Origin of the sequence: Streptomyces sp. NRRL WC-3618 (assembly GCF_001280005.1) — a bacterium.
GTDB lineage: Bacteria > Actinomycetota > Actinomycetes > Streptomycetales > Streptomycetaceae > Streptomyces.
Window position 1 is genome coordinate 25,741 of sequence record NZ_LGDW01000237.1, and the last position, 20,680, is coordinate 46,420.

General features: G+C 71.7%; 11 protein-coding genes. 5 read left to right on the forward strand and 6 right to left on the reverse strand.

From position 1 onward, the window contains the following. Nucleotides 1-36 precede the first annotated feature (36 nt). The 3 genes from ADL01_RS21195 to ADL01_RS21205 all read right to left on the reverse strand — a co-directional run bounded on the left by ADL01_RS21195 (nt 37) and on the right by ADL01_RS21205 (nt 7,376). Nucleotides 37-2,427, reverse strand: a complete 2,391-nt coding sequence (locus ADL01_RS21195; protein WP_053743603.1) for a glycoside hydrolase family 44 protein — start codon at nt 2,425-2,427, stop codon at nt 37-39. A gap of 547 nt (nt 2,428-2,974) precedes the next feature. Then, entirely contained in the window at nt 2,975-5,722 is a 2,748-nt protein-coding gene (gene ppdK / locus ADL01_RS21200) for a pyruvate, phosphate dikinase (RefSeq protein WP_053743604.1), read from the reverse strand. Between the two features lie 430 nt (nt 5,723-6,152). Continuing rightward, nucleotides 6,153-7,376, reverse strand: a complete 1,224-nt coding sequence (locus ADL01_RS21205) for an ROK family protein (RefSeq protein WP_053743605.1) — start codon at nt 7,374-7,376, stop codon at nt 6,153-6,155. 119 nt (nt 7,377-7,495) lie between these two features. Between ADL01_RS21205 and ADL01_RS21210 the strand changes: the two genes are divergently transcribed. From ADL01_RS21210 to ADL01_RS21220, 3 genes are all read left to right on the forward strand, one after another. Further along, entirely contained in the window at nt 7,496-8,980 is a 1,485-nt protein-coding gene (locus ADL01_RS21210) for an amylo-alpha-1,6-glucosidase (protein ID WP_053743606.1), read from the forward strand. Continuing rightward, complete coding sequence (locus tag ADL01_RS21215) at nt 8,977-10,914, forward strand: glycogen debranching N-terminal domain-containing protein (RefSeq protein WP_053743607.1); 1,938 nt, start codon at nt 8,977-8,979, stop codon at nt 10,912-10,914. The genes ADL01_RS21210 and ADL01_RS21215 overlap by 4 nt, the downstream gene beginning before the upstream one ends. A 182-nt stretch (nt 10,915-11,096) precedes the next feature. Then, nucleotides 11,097-13,340, forward strand: a complete 2,244-nt coding sequence (locus tag ADL01_RS21220) for a CDP-alcohol phosphatidyltransferase (RefSeq protein WP_053743608.1) — start codon at nt 11,097-11,099, stop codon at nt 13,338-13,340. A gap of 122 nt (nt 13,341-13,462) precedes the next feature. Here the strand turns inward: ADL01_RS21220 and dusB are convergent, their stop codons facing one another. Continuing rightward, entirely contained in the window at nt 13,463-14,617 is a 1,155-nt protein-coding gene (gene dusB / locus ADL01_RS21225) for a tRNA dihydrouridine synthase DusB (protein WP_053743609.1), read from the reverse strand. Nucleotides 14,618-14,682: 65 nt separating this feature from the next. Between dusB and ADL01_RS21230 the strand changes: the two genes are divergently transcribed. Further along, nucleotides 14,683-16,179 (forward strand): MFS transporter, encoded by a 1,497-nt coding sequence (locus ADL01_RS21230; RefSeq protein WP_053743610.1) that lies wholly within the window; start codon nt 14,683-14,685, stop codon nt 16,177-16,179. A gap of 115 nt (nt 16,180-16,294) precedes the next feature. Continuing rightward, nucleotides 16,295-18,775: an ATP-binding protein gene (locus ADL01_RS46415; RefSeq protein ID WP_234354738.1), complete on the forward strand. Its 2,481-nt coding sequence runs from the start codon at nt 16,295-16,297 to the stop codon at nt 18,773-18,775. Here ADL01_RS46415 and ADL01_RS21240 read toward each other — a convergent pair. Together ADL01_RS21240 and ADL01_RS21245 are read right to left on the reverse strand one after the other, a co-directional pair. Continuing rightward, nucleotides 18,756-19,616, reverse strand: a complete 861-nt coding sequence (locus ADL01_RS21240) for an MEDS domain-containing protein (RefSeq protein ID WP_053743611.1) — start codon at nt 19,614-19,616, stop codon at nt 18,756-18,758. The two genes, ADL01_RS46415 and ADL01_RS21240, sit on opposite strands and share 20 nt — an antisense overlap. 140 nt (nt 19,617-19,756) lie before the next feature. Further along, nucleotides 19,757-20,665, reverse strand: a complete 909-nt coding sequence (locus tag ADL01_RS21245) for a helix-turn-helix transcriptional regulator (protein ID WP_053743612.1) — start codon at nt 20,663-20,665, stop codon at nt 19,757-19,759. Nucleotides 20,666-20,680: the final 15 nt, after the last annotated feature.

The following is a 20,680-nucleotide window of genomic DNA, read 5'->3' on the forward strand; positions in this document are numbered from 1 at the left end:
CACGGCGTGAACCGGGCGATGTCCGCCCGGCCCCCGTCAGTGGGGTGCGTTGCGTGGCGGTGCGTGGCCGACGGCCGGGGTGGGGGCCGCTGCTGCCGCGGTGCCCGCGATGGTGCACGTGGTGCCGTTGAGGGTGAAGGTGCCGGGTGTGGTGTTGGCGCCGGAGTAGGCGCCGTTGAAGCCGATCGTGGTCGAATCCCCGGTGGGCAGGGACGCGTTCCAGCCGGCGTCCTTGACGGTGACCGCTGCGCCGGTCTGCGTCCAGGTGCCGTTCCAGCCCTGGGTGACCTTCTGGTTGCCGGCGAAAGTGAATCCGAGGTTCCAGCCGTTGACCGGGGCCGCCTGGTTGGTGATCTGCACGCTCGCGGTGAAGCCGGTGCCCCAGTCGCTGCTGACCTGGTAGGCGACGGTGCAGCCGCTCGTCGTGGCCGGGCCGGTGGTGACCCGTAGCGGAGCCGACGGAGGTGAGCTGCGGCCGACGGTGTCGGTGGCCACGACGCGGAACGTGTAGGCGGTGGCCGGGGTCAGGCCGGTCACGGTGACGGTGGTCGCCGACGCGGGGACGGTGGCCAGCGGCGCCGTGGTGGCCGGGTCGCCGGCGTACACGCGGTAGTCCGCCAGAGGGGAGGTCCCGGGTGTGGCGGCCGGCCAGGTCAGGGTCGTGCGGTCGGGGCCGGTCGCGGAGGCGGTGGGCGTGCCGGGTGCCGAGGGCGGGGTGCCCTGGGCCGAGCCTGCGGGGATGACGTACTCGGTGATGGAGTACGCCGGGAAGGTCGCGGTGAAGGTGCCGCCGCTCAGCGGCTGGTCCGCCGGGTGCTGGATCGCTGCGGGGTCGGCCTGGCCGTAGCGGTAGACCTGCGCGGCCGCCGGGAGCGCGGCGTTGCCGGTCACGGAGACGGGGGCGGTCAGGTCGCCGGTGGTCTTGTTGATCACCATGACCGTGGTGGCGTGGTCGCCGCTGCGCTCGGCGGCGTACACCGACAGCTTGTCCTGGTCGGCGCTCGCGGCCTTGACGGAGGTGTCGCCGAAGGTGCCGCCCCGGCCGTCGTAGTTCAGGAACATGCGGAAGGCGTACGCGCCGGGGTCGGTCGCTTTCGGCGGTGACCACAGGGTGGCCAGGTCCAGGCCCTCACGTCCGAAGATCCCCAGCACGTCGGCCTCGGCCAGGCCGCCGTCGATGTGGTCCAGGGCGCCCCAGTTGTACTCCGTGATGGCCAGTTTCGTACCCGGGTAGTTCTGGTCGACGAGAGAGCGCATGCGGGGGATGAACTGGATCGGCTGGTTGATCCAGCTCTCGTCGACATAGGAGGGATCCCACAACTGCCGGGTGGAGCGCAGCCGCAGGGCCTGTGTCGCCGCGTCGTCCGCGCTGCCGGAGACACCGGACTGCTGCGGGTAGATGTGCTCGTCGAAGTAGTCCAGGATCCGGCGCCCGTGCGCCTGCTCGTACGCCTTCATCTGCTTCAGGTACCACGGGGCGAACTGCGCGCCGCCGTGCGTGGCGGCCTCCGGCGGGTTCGACCAGCAGCTGCCGCCCTGCTCGCCGCACACCTGCTGGTCCCGGCCGGAGTAGATCAGCGAGTTGAAGCCCCAGCCGACCGGGCCGAGGGTCCGCGCGGCCGGGTCGGCGTCCTTGACGGCCGCGGCGGTGGCGTAGGTGCTGTCGCGCAGCTCGTCGTAGCCCGGCCCGGCCGGGTGGACGTCGCGATGCGTGCCGAACCACAGGTCGGGTTCGTTGTCCAGGTTGTAGTAGCGCACCCCGCCGCTGTCCGCGTTGCCGTAGGTGCTCTTCAGGTGCTGCACCCAGCCCTTGACGAAGTCCGGGCCGGCGGGCGTGCTGGTCTCGGCCGGATCGTTGCCCGTGATCTGGGTGCCGTCGGGCTTCTTGCCGTTGCCGCAGTCGGGCCGCCACTGCGCGTCGGTGTCCTGCTGGGGACCGTACTTGGCGACGCTGAACGCGCAGCCGTCGTCGCGGCCGGCCGCCGTCCAGCCGATCATCGGCACCGTCATCAGCGTGTCGGTGCCGGTCCTGCGGTTCTGGTCGACGAACCTGTCGGCCTGCGATCCGGCGGGCAGGGACGCGGTGTCGTTGTTGTAGTGCAGGTTCTCGAAGTACCAGTCGGACCCGGAGTTGTAGGCGTCGAGCTTGTAGTTGTACCGGCTGGTGGCGTTGCCGCCCCAGCGGGCCGTCGGCAGCCGCAGTTCCTTGGCCAGCGCCTCGTCGGGGAAGTTCAGGCCGTAGATGTGGGGGTCGATGGCGTGCCGTCCGCTGGTGGCGTCCACGGTGATCGCCGGGCCGGGGGTGGCGTCGGCCGCCCGCACCGATCTCCCGGGCCCGGTATCTGTACCGGCGGCCTGCGCCGCCCCGGCGCCGGCCAGCAACACCGCGAATGCCGCCAGGGCGGCCGCTCTGCGTGTCGTACGCATGGTCTCCTTCTCAGCGGCCGGCAGCGCGGGCGGTACGGCGGCCCGCAACGCCCCGAAGGCGTGCGACCGGCACGTACCGCGAGCAGCGCCGCGGCCTTGCGTGGGGGACGGAAACGACCGCGCTGCGGGAACCCCGCTCTCACCGGCCGGTGGGCGGGCGAGGCAGGACGCCGGGGCCGGCGATGGCATCGCCCGGCCGACGGCGCGCCCCCTCAACTCACCGCATTGTGGGGTGAGTCGACGAGTGGGAGCGCTCCCACTCGGGAGTGTGGAGCGCCCGGACGGGAGTGTCAACACGCGCGCACGAGGGTCCGTACGGGCGGGCACCGGACCCTGCGGCGGGGGGCGCGAACGAGCCGTCCCCCCGCGTGGCGCGTGACCTCGCCGCCCACCCCGTCTGCCCGAGCGCGGCGAAAAGGCGGCACCCCCCGCACAGGGGTGCCGCCTCTTCTCGTGCACCGGAGTCACCATCAGGTCGCTGAGGGTCGGGGTGACCGACGACGCTTCCGGAGATCAACAGGCCTACGGGCTACCGATGTTCACGCGGTCACCGGTGGTCGCTCCCCGTCGAGGACGAGGCCGCCCGCCCCGCCTCCAGCCGTGCCACCGGGATGCGGAACGGTGAGCAGCTGACGTAGTCCAGGCCCACCTCGTGGAAGAAGTGCACCGACTCCGGGTCGCCGCCGTGTTCGCCGCAGACGCCGAGTTTGAGGTCGGGGCGGGTGGCGCGGCCGGCTTCCACGGCCAGTTTCACCAGGGAGCCGACGCCGTCCCTGTCGATCGTCTCGAACGGGGAGACGCCGAAGATGCCCTTCTCCAGGTACGCCGTGAAGAACGAGGCCTCCACGTCGTCGCGGCTGAAGCCCCACACCGTCTGGGTGAGGTCGTTCGTGCCGAAGCTGAAGAACTCCGCCGCCTCCGCGATCTGACCGGCCGTGAGGGCGGCGCGCGGCAGTTCGATCATCGTGCCGATCGACAGCTTGAGGGACACGCCGGTCGCCGCCTCGACCTCCGCGATGACCTGGTCGGCCTCCTCGCGGACGATCTCCAGCTCCTGGACCGTGCCGACGAGCGGGATCATGATCTCGGCGCGCGGGTCGCACTTGGCGTTCTTGCGCTCCGCCGCCGCCTCCGCGATGGCACGGACCTGCATCGTGAACAGACCGGGGATGACCAGACCGAGGCGTACGCCGCGCAGGCCCAGCATCGGGTTCTGCTCGTGGAGGCGGTGTACGGCCTGGAGCAGCCGCAGATCGTTCTCGTGCGGTTCCTGGCGGGACTCGGCGAGGGCGACGCGGACCGACAGTTCGGTGATGTCGGGCAGGAACTCGTGCAGCGGCGGGTCGAGGAGACGGACCGTCACCGGGAGGCCGTCCATCGCCGAGAACAGCTCGACGAAGTCCTGCCGTTGGAGGGGGAGCAGCTCCCGCAGGGACTCCTCGCGCTCGGTCTCCGTGTCGGCCAGGATCAGCCGTTCGACCAGGCCACGGCGGTCGCCGAGGAACATGTGTTCCGTACGGCACAGCCCGATGCCCTGGGCGCCGAAGCGGCGTGCGCGCAGCGCGTCCTCGGCGTTGTCCGCGTTGGCGCGGACCCGCAGGCGGCGCTTGCGGTCGGCGAAGGCCATGATCCGGTGGACCGCCTCCACCAGTTCGTCGGCGTCGTTGGCGCCCGCGTGCATCCGGCCCTCGAAGTACTCCACGACGGGGGACGGCACGACCGGGACCTCGCCCAGGTACACCTTGCCGCTCGAACCGTCGATGGAGATCAGGTCGCCCTCCTCGACCACACGTCCGCCCGGCACCGTCATCCGGCGCCGCTTGGTGTCGACCTCGAGCTCCTCCGCGCCGCACACACACGTCTTGCCCATGCCGCGCGCCACGACGGCGGCGTGGGACGTCTTGCCGCCGCGTGAGGTCAGGATGCCCTCGGCGGCGATCATGCCGTCGAGGTCGTCGGGGTTGGTCTCCCGGCGGACCAGGATGACCTTCTCCCCCGAACGCGACCACTTCACGGCGGTGTACGAGTCGAAGACCGCCTTGCCGACCGCCGCGCCCGGCGAGGCGGCGATGCCCCGGCCGACCGGGGCGACCTTCGCGTCCTCGTCGAACTTCGGGAACATCAGCTGGGCGAGCTGGGCTCCGGTGACGCGCTGGAGGGCCTCCGCCTCGTCGATGAGGCCCTGGTCGACGAGTTGCGTGGCGATCCGGAAGGCCGCGCCCGCCGTGCGCTTGCCGACGCGTGTCTGGAGCATCCACAACTGGCCGCGTTCGATGGTGAACTCGATGTCGCAGAGATCCTTGTAGTGGTTCTCCAGGGTCTCCATGATCTGCATCAGCTGGTCGTACGACTTCTTGTCGATCTGCTCCAGCTCGGCGAGCGGGACCGTGTTGCGGATGCCCGCGACGACGTCCTCGCCCTGCGCGTTCTGCAGGTAGTCGCCGTACACGCCCTGGTGGCCGCTGGCGGGGTCGCGGGTGAACGCGACGCCGGTGCCCGAGTCGGGGCCGAGGTTGCCGAAGACCATCGAGCAGACGTTGACGGCCGTGCCGAGGTCGCCGGGGATGCGTTCCTGGCGGCGGTAGAGCTTCGCGCGGTCGGTGTTCCAGGAGTCGAACACCGCGTGGATCGCGAGGTCCATCTGCTCGCGCGGGTCCTGCGGGAAGTCGCGGCCCGCCTCGGTCTTGACGATCTTCTTGAACTTGGTGACCAGCTTCTTGAGGTCGGCGGCCTCCAGCTCCGTGTCGACCGTGACCTTCTTGGCCGTCTTCGCCGCGTCCAGCGCGTCCTCGAACAACTCGCCCTCGACGCCGAGGACCGTCTTGCCGAACATCTGGATGAGGCGGCGGTACGAGTCCCACGCGAAGCGCTCGTCGCCGGCCTGCCGGGCGAGACCCTGGACCGACTTGTCGGACAGGCCGATGTTCAGCACCGTGTCCATCATGCCGGGCATCGAGAACTTCGCCCCGGAGCGGACGGACACGAGGAGCGGGTCGTCGGCCTGGCCGAGCTTCTTGCCCATCGACGCTTCGAGGGCGGTGAGGTGGGCGCTCACCTCGTCACGCAGTGCCGCCGGCTCCTCGCCGCTGTCGAGGTACGTCTTGCATGCCTCGGTGGTGATCGTGAAGCCCGGAGGCACCGGAAGGCCCAGGTTGGTCATCTCGGCGAGGTTGGCGCCCTTGCCGCCGAGAAGGTCCTTGAGGTCCTTGTTGCCCTCGGTGAAGTCGTAAACGAACTTCACGCCCTCAACGCTGTTGCCCGGCTGAACTACGTGGGGATCTTTGTTTTCCGACACGGGTCCCAACTCCTTGAGGACGCGGTGGCTGCCCTGACGGCCAGGAACATACCCAGATCGAAGGCGTCTGGGTACGTCCACTTGCGCGTCATGCGCCTGTAACCATCCATCCGCCAGCAGATCCAAAGTCAAGGCTTGGCAAGCAGCAGGAGCGGCGTGTTTTCACTTCTTGAAAGCAGTCATGGCCCCATAGGGCATTTTCTCGCTCAGATGAGCAGTCTGCAACACGTCTGAGTTCCATCGATGAACGATCAAAGGGTGGCACCGAGTGCCACCCTTTGAGAAGTGCAGCCGTCCACGATCCGCTCATCTGAGCGCATACCTTATCAAGGGTGGCGAGAATCACGCGACATAAGGCACCCGGATTTCACCATGCGGACACCGACCCGAAGGGGAAACACGCCTGTCACAGGCCCCGCGCGCCGCCCACTCAGACCCCGAGCGCCGCCAACCGCTCCTCGGCCCGCTCCGGCGCGTACAGGTACTCGACCACCATCGCCCCGGCCCCCACGAGCCCCGCCCGCTCCCCCAGCCTCGACGTCACCACGTCCAGATGAGCGGTCGAGCGCGGCAGCGCCCGCTGGTACAGCAGCTCCCGTACGCCGGTGAGGAACGGCGTGCCCGCCAGGTCCCCCGCGATCATCAGGACGCCCGGGTTGAGCAGCGTCACCACCGTCGCCAGGACGTCCCCCACGGTGCGGCCCGCCTCCCGCGCGAGTGCGAGCGCCCCCGGGTGCCCGGCGGCGAGCAGGTCCCGTACGTCCGAGCCCGACGCCGCGGGCACCCCGGTCTCGGCGAGCCGACGGGCGACGGCGCCGCCGCTCGCGACGGCGGCCAGACACCCGTACGCCCCGCACCGGCACAGCGCCTCGGCGCCCTGTGGGACGCGGATGTGCCCGATGTCCCCGGCGCCGCCGTCGACGCCCCGGAACACGGAACCGCCGACCACCACCCCCGCGCCGATGCCCGTCGAGACCTTGACCAGCACGAAGGCCGAGCAGTCGGGATATCCGGTGCGCTGCTCGCCGTACGCCATGAGGTTCGCGTCGTTGTCCACCAGCACCGGGACCCGCACCCCGGCGAGTTCGCCCGTGTGTTCGGCGAAGGCGCGGGCCAGGCGGGTCCTTATGTCGTAGCCGTCCCAGCCGGGCAGGAGCGGCGGCTGCATCACGCGGCCGGTGTCCGTGTCGACCGGGCCCGGGACCGCGAGGCCGATGCCGCAGACCTCGGACGGGCGGTGGCCGGCCTTCGTCAGGAGTTCCGTGAACCAGCGGCCGAGTTCGCCGAGTACCGCGTCGGGGCCGTCGTCGACGGCCAGCGTGCCCGAATGTTCGGCCAGAAGTTCACCCGTGAGGGTGAGAAGAGCGGCGCGGGCATGACGGGTGTCGAGGTCGGCGGCGAGGACGACGGCGTGCGCGTCGTCGAACTCCAGGGTGATCGACGGGCGACCACCGAGCGGCGAGTCGACCGGCCCCGAGGCGCCCTCGCGCAGCCAGCCCGCGCGGAACAGCCGGTCCAGCCGGTGACCGACCGTCGCCCGTGAGAGACCCGTCACCTGTTGCAGGGCACCCCGGGTCGTCGCTCGTCCGCTGCGTACCAGTTCGAGCAGATCGCCGGCGCTCGCCTGAGCGCGACCACTCGTACGGCTACTCATGCGCACCCCCTTGTGTTTCTCAAGCTTGCATTACATATTGAGTTATGCGTGTTAAATAGACGTAACTCTACGGTGGCTCGACCGAACCGGTCGGGCCGAACGTCTTCGGGGAGCCCCGAGTGGATCGCACTGCCCAGCTGACCTCCCGCGCCCGCCCCGCGGCGCACTCCGCCGTATACGAAGCGGACGTCACGACACATTCGCAGCACGCCCCGCCGTCGCTGCACGTCAGGGCCGCCGAGGTGCTGGAGGCCAACTGGACCGGCGCCTCGACGGTGCCCTCGCGCGGTCTGTATCCGCACCAGTGGTCCTGGGACTCCGCGTTCATCGCGATCGGCCTGCGCCATCTGTCGCCCCTGCGCGCGCAGACGGAGCTGGAGACGCTGCTGTCGGCCCAGTGGGGCGACGGACGCATCCCGCACATCGTCTTCAACCCCTCCGTCCCGCTCGACGCGTACTTCCCGAGCCCCGACTTCTGGCGCTCCTCGACCGCGGGGCGCGCTGCGGGCGCCCCGCGCACCGTACAGACGTCCGGCATCGTGCAGCCACCGGTGCACGCGCTGGCCGTCTGGCTGGTGCACCAGGCCGACCCCGGCCTGTCCCGGGCGCGCGGCTTCCTCTCCCGCGCCTACCCCCGGCTCGCCGCCTGGCACCGTTATCTGCTGCACCGGCGCGACCTGGGCGGGGGCGGCCTCGCGTCGGTCGTGCACCCCTGGGAACAGGGTATGGACAACAGCCCCTGCTGGGACGCCCCGCTCAGCCGCGTCACCCCGGCCCCGGCCCGCTCCTTCCGCCGCGCCGACCTCGACCACGGAGCCGCCGAGGACCGGCCGACGGACCTGGACTACGGGCGGTACGTGCGGCTGGCGAGCGAGTACCGGGACTCCGGGTATGAGGACGGCGTCGGCGAGTTCGCCGTCGAGGACCCGTCCTTCAACGCGCTGCTGATCGCCTCGGAGCACGCGCTGGCCCGGATCGCCCGTGAGCTGGGCGCGACGGGGACGGCCCGGCACGCGCGCGCGGAACGCCTGACGGGGGCGCTGGTGGAGCGGCTGTGGGACCCGGCGGAGGGGATGTTCTTCTGCCGCGACGTGGTGGGGGGCGCCCTCGTCCCCGAGCGCGGTGTGTCCGGGCTCGTCCCGCTCATCCTGCCGACGCTGCCCCGGGACATCGCCGCCGCCCTCGTCCGCACGGCGCGCGGGCCGCACTTCGGGGTCGGCGGCGCCGCCCGCCTGGTGCCGTCGTACGACCTGCTCGGCGAGGCCTTCGACCCGCACCGCTACTGGCGTGGGCCGGCCTGGTTCAACACGGGGTGGCTGGTGGAGCGCGGGCTGCGCCAGCACGGCGAGCGGGCGCACGCCGACGCGCTGCGCACGGCGCTGCTGGAGACCGCCGCCACCTCCGACTTCGCGGAGTACGTGGACCCATACACCGGCGAGGCCTGCGGGGCGCTCGGTTTCGGCTGGACCGCCGCGCTCACCCTCGACCTGCTCCACCAACCGCAGCAGCCCTGCGGCGACATCACCACGGTGTTCGGCATGGGCGACATGAGTGACATGAGTGACATGGGCGAGTTGAGCGACAAGGGAGGCGAACGGGCATGACGGACCGGCATCATCTGCTCGTGCACGGCGGGACGTTCGCGGTCGTCGGGGACGGCGGGGACATCAGTGGGGTACGCGGCGGCAGCCAGCCCGACGGGTTATTCGTGCGCGACGCACGGCACTTGAGCCGTTGGCAGCTCACCGTCGACGGCGCCGTGCCCGAGACGCTCAGCCCGGTCGCGGACGGGGACACCGCGCGCTGTGTCCTCGTACCGCGCGGGGGCCGTCAGGAGCCGCCCGCCTACACCCTCTTCCGTGAACAGGCCGTCGCGGACGGCGCGTTCGTCGAGACGCTGCGCGTGACCAGCAACCGGCCGGTGCCGACGACGGTCCGGATCGCGGTCACCGCCGACGCCGACTTCACCGACCAGTTCGAGCTGCGCTCCGACCACCGTACGTACGTCAAGTCCGGCGCCGTCCGGGGGCGCGAAGTCCTCGACGACGGCGTCGAGTTCAGCTACCGGCGCGGTGAGTGGCTGTCCTGTACGACGGTCACCGCCGAGCCCGCCCCGGACGGCGTCGAGGAGACCGGCACCGGCGCCCGGCGCCTCGTCTGGACCCTGGAGCTGGAGCCGCAGGGTTTCGCCGAGCTGGCGTTGCGGGTCGCGGCCCGCCCGCACGGGGCGACCGCACAGCCGCCGGTACCCGCCTCGCCCGCCGCCGTCAGCGACCGGCTAAGCGCCCTGGAAGAGGAGTTCGTCGAAGGCGTCGCCTTCCCCACCGCCTGGCCGGAGCTGGCGGCGGCCTGTGCGCGCGGCCTGGCCGACCTGGCGTCCTTGCAGGTCCCCGCGACCGGACCGGACGGCGAGGAACTGCGCGTACCGGCCGCCGGCGCGCCCTGGTTCCTCACCCTCCTCGGCCGTGACGCGCTCCTCACCTCCCTCTTCGCCCTCCCCTACCGCCCCCAGCTCGCCGCCGCCACCCTCCCGGCGCTCGCCGCGACCCAGGCGACGGAGGTCGGACCGGGCTCCGTGGCACAGCCGGGCAAGATCGTGCACGAGGTACGGCACGGCGAGCTGGCCCACTTCGGGCAGGTGCCGTACGGGCGGTACTACGGCTCGGTCGACGCGACCCCGCTGTTCCTGGTGCTCCTCGGGGCGTACGTCGAGCAGACCGGCGACACGGCCCTGGCCCGGCGCCTCGAAACCAACGCCCGAGCGGCGATCGGCTGGATGCTGGACCACAGCGGGCTGACGTCGCGCGGTTATCTGGTCTACCGGGCCGACCAGGGCGGTCTGGCCAACCAGAACTGGAAGGACTCCCCCGGCGCCATCTGCTGGGCCGACGGCACCCGCGCGAGCGGCCCGGTGATGGCGGCGGGGGCCCAGGGCTACGCGTACGACGCGCTGCGCCGTACCGCCCAGCTCGCCCGCACGGTATGGGACGACGAGGTGTACGCCGCCCTCCTCGAACAGGCGGCGGCCGACCTCCGGGACCGTTTCCAGCGGGACTTCTGGATGCCGGAGCACTCCTTCCCGGCCCTCGCGCTCGACGGCGAGGGCAACCAGGTCGACGGGCTGGCCTCCGACGCGGGCCATCTGCTGTGGTCGGGGCTGCTCGACAAGGAGTACGGCGAGCTGGTCGGCCGGCGCCTGGTCGAACCGGACTTCTTCTCCGGCTGGGGGGTGCGGACGCTGGCGTCGGGCCAGTCCGCCTACCATCCCCTCTCCTACCACCGGGGCTCGGTCTGGCCGCACGACAACGCCCTGATCACGCTCGGCCTGGCCCGGTACGGCCTGCACGACGAGGCCCGTACGGTCGCGGGCGCCCTCGTCGACGCGGCGACCGCCACCGGCCACCGCCTGCCCGAGGTCCTCGCCGGTTACGGCCGCGACACCCACGCCGAACCGGTGCCCTACCCGCACGCGTGCGTACGGGAGTCCCGGTCGGCGGCGGCCCCGTTGGCGCTGCTCACAGCGGTCGGGGGCGCCTGACCAGGCGTACGGCGACGCGTGTGACCGGTCGCTTGGTGTGGCGTTTGCCCGGTGTTTGCCGGGTGCTTGGGCGCGGAGGCTGAACGCAGGCCGAGGGCCCGCCGTACGGGATGATGGCGGACCTCGGCTCCCGAGCCGGGCCCCCGCCACTCCCGCACGGGCTACACGGAAGGACCTTCGGGGTGCCTCTGTTCACGCGCACGACCCCATCGACGGACGCCCCCACGGACGCCCCCGCCGAGGCACCTTCAGCGGAGACGCCATCCCCGGAGGCGGATGAGAAGGCGGACATAGCCGAAACGGGCGGCGCGACCGAGACGGCAGACACAGCCGAGACCAGCAGCGCGGCCGACGCAGCGGACACAGCCGAAACGGGCAGCGCGACCGAGACGGCAGACACGGCCGAGACCAGCAGCGCGGCCGACGCAGCGGACACAGCCGAAACGGGCAGCTCGACCGAGACGGCGGACACAGCCGAAGCGGGCGGCGCGACCGAGACGGCAGACACGGCCCAGACCAGCAGCGCGGCCGACGCAGCGGACACGCCGTCCCCGGACACGAACGAGACGGCCGACGCGGGCAGCACGGCCGACGCAGCCGACACGTCAGCCGAGGCGCCATCGCGGGACACGGCCGACGCGGCCGAACCGGACAGCACCGCCGACGCGGCCGACAGCCCCACGGAGACCCAGGCGGTCGCAGAAGCGACCGAGACCGCCGAGGCCACCGACACTGCCGAGACCCCCGACGCCCCCGACGCCGAGAATCCAACCAAGCCCGACTGGCGTACCCGGCGTCCCATCGCCGCCCGCAATCTCGGCTGGGCGGCGACCGCCCTCTCCGTGCTCGTCGTTCTCGTCGCCCTGCAGCTGCCGGCCACCGTCGACCAGCTCCGGCTCTCGGCGTTTCTGCGGCTTCCGGCGGAGGCGATCGTCGCGGCTGTCGTGCTGCTCGCGATGCCGCGCCGGCCGCGTGTGATCACGGCGGCGTGCATGGGTGTCTTCCTCGGTGCGCTGACCGTGGTGAACCTGCTGGACATGGGGTACGTCGAGTTCCTGGGCCGGCACTTCAACGTCATGGTCGACTGGGTGCTGCTGAGCGACGCGCAGTCGTACCTCACCGACTCGATAGGCACGCTGGGTTCGCTCGCCACCACCCTCGGTGTGATCGTGCTCGTGCTGCTCCTGCTCGTCGGGACGGGCCTCGCGACCGTGCGGCTCAGCAACCTGCTCGCCCGCCACAACGCCGGTGCCACCAAGGCCTCGCTCATCGCCGGCACCGTATGGATCACCTGTATGTCCCTGGGGCTGACGAACTTCGGCGGGGCGCCGCTGGCCTCGAACCACGCCACCGCGATCGTCGAGGCGCATGTGCAGCGGGTGGGCGACACCATCCGCGACGAGGCGGTGTTCAGGAAGCTGGCGAAGAACGACCCGTTCGCGAAGACGCCCCCCGGCCAGCTGGTGCCGGACCTGCGCGGCAAGGACGTCATCTTCACGTTCATCGAGAGCTACGGCCGCAGCGCGATCGAGGACCCGATCATGTCGCCCGGCGTCGACCGGACGCTCGCCGACCAGACCCAGGCTCTGACCACCGCCGGGTTCGCCGCGAAGAGCGGCTGGCTGACCTCGGCGACGTACGGCGGCAGCAGCTGGCTCGGTCACTCCACCTTCCTGTCGGGCCTGTGGATCAGCACCCAGCAGCGCTACCGCACCCTCGTCGACAGCGACCGCCTCACCCTCCCCGAGGTGTTCCGGCGCACCGGCGACTACCGGGTCGTCGGCGTGATGCCGGGCGTCCAGAAGAGCTGGCCGGAGGCGAAGTTCTACGGCCTGGAGAAGAACTACGCGGCGAAGGACCTCGGCTACAAGGGCCCGAAGTTCAGCTGGTCGACCATGCCGGACCAGTACACGCTGGACGCCTACCAGCGCCTGGAGCACGGCAGGAAGCAGGCCAAGCCGCTGATGTCGGAGATCATCCTGACCTCGAGCCACCAGCCCTGGGCGCCCCTCCCGAAGACGGTCCCGCAGGACCGGCTCGGCGACGGCTCGGTGTTCAACGCGATCCAGAAGGCGGGCAAGGACCCGAAGGACGTCCTCTACGACGCCACCAAGGCGAAGGAGGAGTACGGCAAGTCGATCCAGTACTCGGTCACCAGCCTCATCAACTGGCTCACCAAGTACGGCACCGACGACACCGTCCTCGTCTTCCTCGGCGACCACCAGCCGATGGCGCGGGTCAGCGGCAGCGAGGCCAGCCGCGACGTACCGGTGTCGATCGTGGCCAAGGACCCGAAGATGCTGGCCAAGGTCTCCGACTGGAACTGGACGGACGGCCTGCGCCCCGCCCACGACGCACCGGTCTGGAAGATGAGCGCGTTCCGAGACAAGTTCCTGACGGCCTACGGCTCGACTCCGCACCCGTAAACGGCAGTACATGCCCTATGTGTGTGGGGGGCGGAGCCCCCCACACAGGGGCGCGGGGCTGTGTCGATATGCGGCTCCGCCGCGTGCGCGCGACCAGCCACAACGGACCAGCAGCCGAAACCTCACCCCCCGGACGTGTCCAGCTCCGCGTCCTCACTCACGCCCGCACAGTCGTACGGATCCTGCAGCCAGCCCTCCGGCAGCACCACCCGGTTGTTGCCGGACGTACGACCACGCGGCCCGTCCGCGCCCAGGGGCCAGGCCTGGTCGAGGTCCAGCTCGTCGAGTCCGGAGCGGAGGTCGGCCAGCGAGGAGGTGATCGCGAGTCGCTTGCGCATGTCGGAGCCGACGGCGAAGCCCTTCAGGTACCAGGCGACATGCTTGCGGAAGTCGATGACCCCGCGCGCCTCGTCGCCGATCCACTCACCGAGGAGCGTGGCGTGCCGGACCATGACGTCGGCGACCTCGCGCAGGGACGGCCGCGCGATGGCGTCCGTACGCCCCTCGAAGGCGGCCACCAGGTCCGCGAACAGCCATGGCCGGCCGAGGCAGCCGCGCCCGACCACCACTCCGTCGCACCCGGTCTCGCGGACCATCCGCAGCGCGTCCTCGGCCGACCAGATGTCGCCGTTGCCGAGTACGGGGATCTCCGGTACGTGCTCCTTGAGGCGGGCGATCGCGTCCCAGTCCGCCGTGCCGCCGTAGTGCTGGGCGGCGGTGCGGCCGTGCAGCGCGATGGCCGTCACGCCCTCCTCCACCGCGATACGGCCGGCGTCGAGGTAGGTGATGTGGTCGTCGTTGATGCCCTTGCGCATCTTCATCGTGACGGGGAGATCCCCGGCCCCGGACACCGCCTCGCGCAGGATCGCGCGCAGCAGGTTGCGCTTGTACGGGAGGGCCGAGCCGCCGCCCTTCCTCGTCACCTTCGGGACGGGGCACCCGAAGTTGAGGTCGATGTGGTCGGCGAGCCCCTCCTCCGCGATCATGCGGACGGCCTTGCCGACGGTCGCGGGGTCGACGCCGTACAGCTGGATCGAGCGCGGCTGCTCGGTCGCGTCGAAGCGGATCAGCTGCATGGTCTTGTCGTTGCGCTCGACCAGCGCCCGGGTCGTGATCATCTCGCTGACGAACAGGCCCTTGCCACCGCTGAACTCCCTGCACAGGGTGCGGAAGGGCGCGTTGGTGATACCCGCCATGGGGGCGAGGACGACGGGTGGCTGCACGGCGTGCGGGCCGATCCGGAGGAGGCTTGCGGGAGCGGTGACGGGCGTGGACATTGGGCCATTCTCGCCCACCGGACGGAGTACAGCCAAAGTCATTAGTTAGGCATACTATGGAGCGCATGTCCGAGCTGAGTCCCCGCCGCCGCATGCTCGTGCTGGCGATCTGCTGTATGAGCCTGCTGCTGGTGAGCCTCGACGTCACCGTGCTCAACGTCGCGCTGCCCGCCATGCAGAAGGATCTCGGCGCGAGTGTGGCCGGGATGCAGTGGTCGCTCGACGCGTACACGCTGGTGCTGGCCTCGCTGCTGATGCTGGCGGGCTCGACCGCCGACCGGATCGGCCGCCGCCGTGTCTTCCAGGCCGGGCTGGTGCTGTTCACGCTCGGCTCGGTGCTCTGCTCGCTCGCGCCCAACCTCGACTCGCTCATCGCGTTCCGCATGATCCAGGCGGTCGGCGGCTCGATGCTCAACCCGGTCGCCATGTCGATCATCACCAACACCTTCACCGACCCGCGTGAGCGGGCCCGCGCGATCGGGGTGTGGGGCGGGGTGGTCGGTATCTCCATGGCCGCCGGCCCGATCATCGGCGGGCTGCTCGTGGACTCCGTCGGCTGGCGCTCGATCTTCTGGATCAACGTGCCGGTGGGCCTCGCCGCGCTCCTGCTGACCCTGCGGTACGTCCCCGAGTCCCGGGCGGCGAAGGCCCGCCGCCCGGACCCGGTCGGCCAGGTGCTGGTGATCGCGCTGCTCGGCTCACTGACGTACGCGATCATCGAGGCGCCCAGCTCGTCGCTCACGCACACGCTCGCCTTCGGGGCGATCGCCCTGGCCGCGTTGCTCGGGCTGCTGTACTACGAGCCCCGGCGCGCCGAACCCCTCATCGACCTGCGGTTCTTCCGGTCGGTGCCGTTCAGTGGGGCGACCGTGATCGCGGTCAGCGCGTTCGCGGCGCTGAGCGGGTTCCTGTTCCTGTCGACGCTGTACCTGCAGAACGTGCGCGGGCTCTCCGCGCTGCACGCGGGTCTGTGGATGCTGCCGATGGCGGTGATGTGCTTCGTGTGCGCGCCGATCTCGGGGCGGCTGGTGGGCAGCCGGGGGCCGCGGTTCTCGCTGCTCATGGCCGGGGTCTGGATGACGGCGAGCGGGGTCCTGTTCGCCGGGTTCGACGCGGAGTCGTCGAACGTGACGCTGGTCGTCGGGTATTTCCTGTTCGGCCTCGGCTTCGGCTTCGTCAACGCGCCCATCACCAACACGGCCGTCTCGGGCATGCCCCGCTCGCAGGCCGGGGTGGCCGCCGCGGTCGCCTCCACCAGCCGCCAGACCGGCGGCACGCTGGGGGTCGCGGTGATCGGCGCGGTGCTGGCGTCGGGCATCGGGGCGGACCCGTACAAGGAGGTGTTCGTGGCGGCGGCGCGGCCCGGGTGGTGGATCATCGCGGGCTGCGGTCTGGCCGTCCTGGTGCTGGGTGCCGTGACCACCGGCGGCTGGGCCCGGCGGACGGCGGAACGGGCGGCCGGGCGCATGGAGGACGGGGAGGACGGCGGCGGGAGCGATGCGCAGGGCAGGGGCGGGGAGAAGGGCGTGCGGGGGACGGCGGAGGCGCGCACCACGAGGTGAGCCGTTGCTGTAACCCATTGCCGACGATCGCCGTTGGAGATCACGCAAGGACACCAGCAACTCGTCGAACTCGAAGAGGGCGTGGCCGATCGTGGGGGCAGCCGGGTCGCGGCGGATGGTCGGGTTTCCCGTGCCGGGAACGAGTTTCGTGGGCCGGCGTCATGAACTCGCCCAGGCCAGGCGCCTGTTGGCGGCTACCCGGTTACTGACGCTCACCGGTCCCTGCGGGGTCGGCAAGACCCGCCTGGCGGGGCGGGTGGCGGAGGGGGCTGTACGGGGTTTCCCGGACGGGGCCTGGCTGGTGCCGCTGGCCGCCGTGCGGGACGGCACGCTGGTGCCGCACGCGGTGGCGGACGCCCTCGGGATCCGGGACGAGGCGGGTGGGGCGCCGCTGGACACGGTGGTCGCGCATCTGCGCGAGAGGCGGCTGCTGCTGGTCCTGGACAACTGCGAGCACGTGACGGACGCGTGCGCGTCGCTGGTGGCCGCGGTGCTCGGGGCAAGCTCGGGTGTCCGCGTACTGACCACCAGCCGCCACCGCCTCGGCCTCCCCGAGGAGCAGCTGCTCACGGTGACCCCGCTGGCCACCCCGGCCCCCGGGGACGCTTGCTCCGGGGCGGAGTTCCCCGCGCTGCGCCTGTTCGCCGACCGGGCGGCGGCCGTGGTGCCCGGCTTCGAGATCACCGACGGCAACCGGGCGGCGGTGGCCCGCCTCTGCCACCGCCTGGACGGCCTCCCGCTGGCCATCGAACTGGCGGCCGTACGGATGCACGCCCTGGGCGTGCAGGAGCTGGACGAACGTCTGGGCGACCGCCTGGGCGCCCACTACCGCCTCCTGACCTGCGGCAGCCCGGCGGCCCCACCCCGCCACCGGACGCTCCGTACGGCCGTGGACTGGAGCCACGACCTGTGCACCCCGACAGAACAACTCGCCTGGGCCCGCCTGTCGGTCTTCCCGGGCAGCTTCGACCTGGGGGGCGCGGAGGCGGTGTGCGGCGACACCTTCGAGGGGCGGTCCGGGGAGGAGGGTGAGGAGGCCGAGGCCCGCGTCCGAGGTGAGCCGCACCCGGCGGAAGCGGATCCCGCCGCCGGGCGTACGGGGACGACGGCCCAGGCGGACACCGACTGCTCGCACGGGGAGCCCGACCCGGCGATGACGGCACGGGCGAGCGGGGCGCCGGTCCGGGCCGGGGGTCCGGCCGATGCCGGAGCCCGAGCCGACGGGGCCGGTGCCGTCTCCGGCTCCCTCCGGACCGCCGTGCTGGACGCCGTGATCGGGCTCGTGGAGAAGTCCGTGCTGGTCAGGGAGGGGGGCGGGGCCGGAAGCCTGCGTGGAGGCCAGGCCGGAAGCGGCGGTGGCACCCGGTATCGGATGCTCGCTCTGCTGCGTGAGTACGGGATGGAGAAGCTGGAGGCGCTCGGTGCGGACGGGGACTGTCGGCGGCGGTTGTGCGCGCACTTCGTGCGGGTCGCGGAGGAGCATGAGCGGAGTTGGTTCGGGCCGGACCAGCCGGGCACGCTGGCCGGGCTGCGCGCCGAGCACGACAATCTGCGCGCGGCGCTCGACTTCTGCCTCACCACCCCCGGCGAGTCCCCGCGCGGGCTGCGCCTGGTCGGCAGCCTGTGGTTCTACTGGATCGCGCGCGGCGCCTGGGCGGAACTGCGGCACTGGTGGCAGCGGCTGGTGCTGCGCGAGGGCCGGCGCCCGGCGCCCGAGCTGACCCGGGCGCACTGGGCCGCCGCCCTGATCCCGCTGGTCCGCAGCCGTACGAACGCCGTGCTCCTGGCCGGCGCCCCGCACCCCCCGACCCTGGCCCCGCACGAGACACCGGACGTCCGCCCCCTGGCCGAGGTCCTGGGCGGCGACCGGGACGACGAGGGCCGGCTGCTCGCCTTCCACATCCTCAGCCGTGTCGAACTGGCGACCACCCTCACCTTCCACGGCCGTCCCGAGCGCGCCGTGCCGCTGTGCCTGGAGGCCCTCACCGTGTGCGAGGCGCACGGCGAGCAGTGGGTGCGCTCGTACGTCCTGGGCGCGCTCGCCACCGCGCGCTGGGCCCTGGGCGAGCACGAGGCCGCCGCCGAGAGTGCCCGGCGCTGTCTGCGGCTGCCCTACGTGACGGGCGAGCCGCACGCCGTCGGCGGCACCCTGGAGATACTGGCCGTCGTCACCGCCGCCCGGGGCGACGCCGAGCGGGCGGCCGTGCTGCGGGGCGCCGCGCACCGCATCTGGTACGACCTCGGGCACGACCCTCTGGCCGCGCAACGTCAGGCCCACGGGCCGCCCGGCGACACCGCGTACGGCGACGCCCACCGCCGGGGTTACGAACTGTCGGTCCCGGAAGCCCTCGCCTACGCGCTGGGCGAGCCGCTCAGTCCCCGCCGCACCGCACCGCCGCTCCCCGACACCGGGCTCACCCGCCGCGAGCTGGAGGTGGCCGCGCTGATCGCGTCGGGTATGACGAACCGGCAGATCGCGGAACGGCTGGTGATCTCCCGGCGTACGGCCGAGGGGCATGCCGAGCGCATCCTCGCCAAGCTGGGTTTCGCCGCCCGGAGTCAGGTCGCGGCCTGGTTCAGCGGCCTGTCCCGGTGACCGTTCCTGGTTCCGTGTCCTCGATGCGGAGCCTCAACTGCCGTACGCCGTCCGAGCCGAGGTCCCGGAAAACCGCTTCGAGGATCGGTCCGCAGCGGATCTCGAGGGTCTCGCCCTCGGGCAACTCCCGGGCGAAGCAGACGAGTTGCCAGGCCGCGTGGACCTCCATGTAGCACAGGTCGGTCAGGTCGAGTGAGTACCGCAGCGGGGAGGAGTCGTCGGCGGGGGTCACTTCGAGCGCGTCGAGATGGGTCAGCACCTGGAGCGGGTGGACCGTCCGCATCGCGGCCACCAGGTGGTCGGCGTACTGGTGGCGGCTGTACCAGCACATCGCGGTGAGGCGCGGATCCACGAACAGCGGTTCCATGAAGGCTTCGTAGTCGAGCAGTTGGGCGTCGCTGACCCCGGCCCGCCGCCCCCAGGCCATGTCGGCCCCGACCCGCAGCCCGGTCCGCCCCTCCGCCCGCGCCCGCTCCAACTCGTCGGAATAGAGCCGGAATTGACGCTCCCTGGAGAAACTGCCGTCAGGGACGTACACGGCGGTGTTGCGTACGATCTCCAACTGGCCGCTCCGGCATGCGGCTTCAGCCTGTCCGGTGCCGGCGTCGAGACGGGCGAGGGCGTCGTCGTCGCCCACGTCGGCCGGGTCGAGGACGACCATCCCCTTCTCCCCGCAGGTCAGGCCGGTGCGGGTGTAGGCGGTCAGCACCCGCCAGTGCGCCTGGGCGTCGGGCACGTCCAGGCAGGCGTGGTCGCCGGGGCGCAGCGCCCCCACGGGCACGCTTCGGGCGGTCGCGGGCGCGGCCTCGTGCGGCGGACCGTGGTGTGTGTGGCCGGTCATCGAGGGCGCCTCCCCAGGTGTCGCTGATCAACTCCTGGGGAGGGTAGGGAAACCCGGCTCCCGGACCCGCCCGCCACCCCCAACGCCCCCCACCAAGACCGGAACTGACCACCCACGACCGTCCGTCCGACCCGAGTCGATCAGGTGCTGCCGCTTCTCGACCACTCTCCGGTGACGGCCATCATGTGCAGCTTCTCCAGGCGCTCGCGCGACTCCTCGTCCTGCGGGACCAGCGTCACCAGGCGGGTGCCCAGTTCCGGGGCGAGCCAGAGGTCCGTGTGGGTGAGGGTGAGCACGCCGACGTACGGATTGCGGAACTGCTTGGTCTTGCCACGGGCGCTGACCACCTCGTACCGGGCCCAGATCGCACAGAACTCCGGGGACTGCGCGCACAGCCGCTTCAGCATCAACTTCCAGGCGGGGTCGCCGAGATGGGCGGCCTGCTGGACCCGGAGCTTGGCCGCCATCACGCGCATCGTCTCCTCGAGCAGGACGATCGACGAGCGCCACTCCTCGTTCGTGAAGACGAGGAGCGCGAGATTGCGGTCCTCGGGCGGTACGGCGTCCAGGTCGCCCATGAGACGGCTGTACGTCCTGTTGTACGCCTGGATGTCGTACCGGCTGTTCTGGATACAGGCCGGGATGGGGTCGAGGGCGCGCAGGAGTTCGCGGATGGCGGGGGTGATCGTCGGGCAGCTCGCGGCGGGGCTGGGGTCGACGGCTCCGGCCAGCTGGAAGAGGTGGGCGCGTTCGCTGGGGTCGAGGAGGAGGGTGCGGGCGATGGCGTCGAGCACCTGCTCGGAGACCTGGATCGCGCGCGCCTGTTCGAGCCACGTGTACCAGGTGACGCCCACCGCGGAGAGCTGGGCGACCTCCTCGCGGCGCAGGCCCGGCGTACGGCGGCGCCGGCCGCGCGGCAGCCCGACCTGCTCGGGGGAGATGCGCTCGCGGCGGCTGCGCAGGAAGACGGCGAGTTCATGGCGCCGGATCTCCGAGCCGCGCCCGGCCGCAGCGGTGGTTGTCGTAGTGGTCGTAGTGGTGGTGGTCACGATCCCACTCTCCCT

Bases quoted from the DNA above. Each gene is read 5' to 3' on its own strand.
- ADL01_RS21215 (WP_053743607.1), top strand. From the start codon at position 8,977: ATGACGGACCGGCATCATCTGCTCGTGCACGGCGGGACGTTCGCGGTC.
- ADL01_RS46415 (WP_234354738.1), top strand. From the start codon at position 16,295: ATGGTCGGGTTTCCCGTGCCGGGAACGAGTTTCGTGGGCCGGCGTCAT.
- ADL01_RS21230 (WP_053743610.1), top strand. From the start codon at position 14,683: ATGTCCGAGCTGAGTCCCCGCCGCCGCATGCTCGTGCTGGCGATCTGC.
- dusB (WP_053743609.1), bottom strand. From the start codon at position 14,617: ATGTCCACGCCCGTCACCGCTCCCGCAAGCCTCCTCCGGATCGGCCCG.
- ADL01_RS21195 (WP_053743603.1), bottom strand. From the start codon at position 2,427: ATGCGTACGACACGCAGAGCGGCCGCCCTGGCGGCATTCGCGGTGTTG.
- ADL01_RS21205 (WP_053743605.1), bottom strand. From the start codon at position 7,376: ATGAGTAGCCGTACGAGTGGTCGCGCTCAGGCGAGCGCCGGCGATCTG.
- ADL01_RS21240 (WP_053743611.1), bottom strand. From the start codon at position 19,616: ATGACCGGCCACACACACCACGGTCCGCCGCACGAGGCCGCGCCCGCG.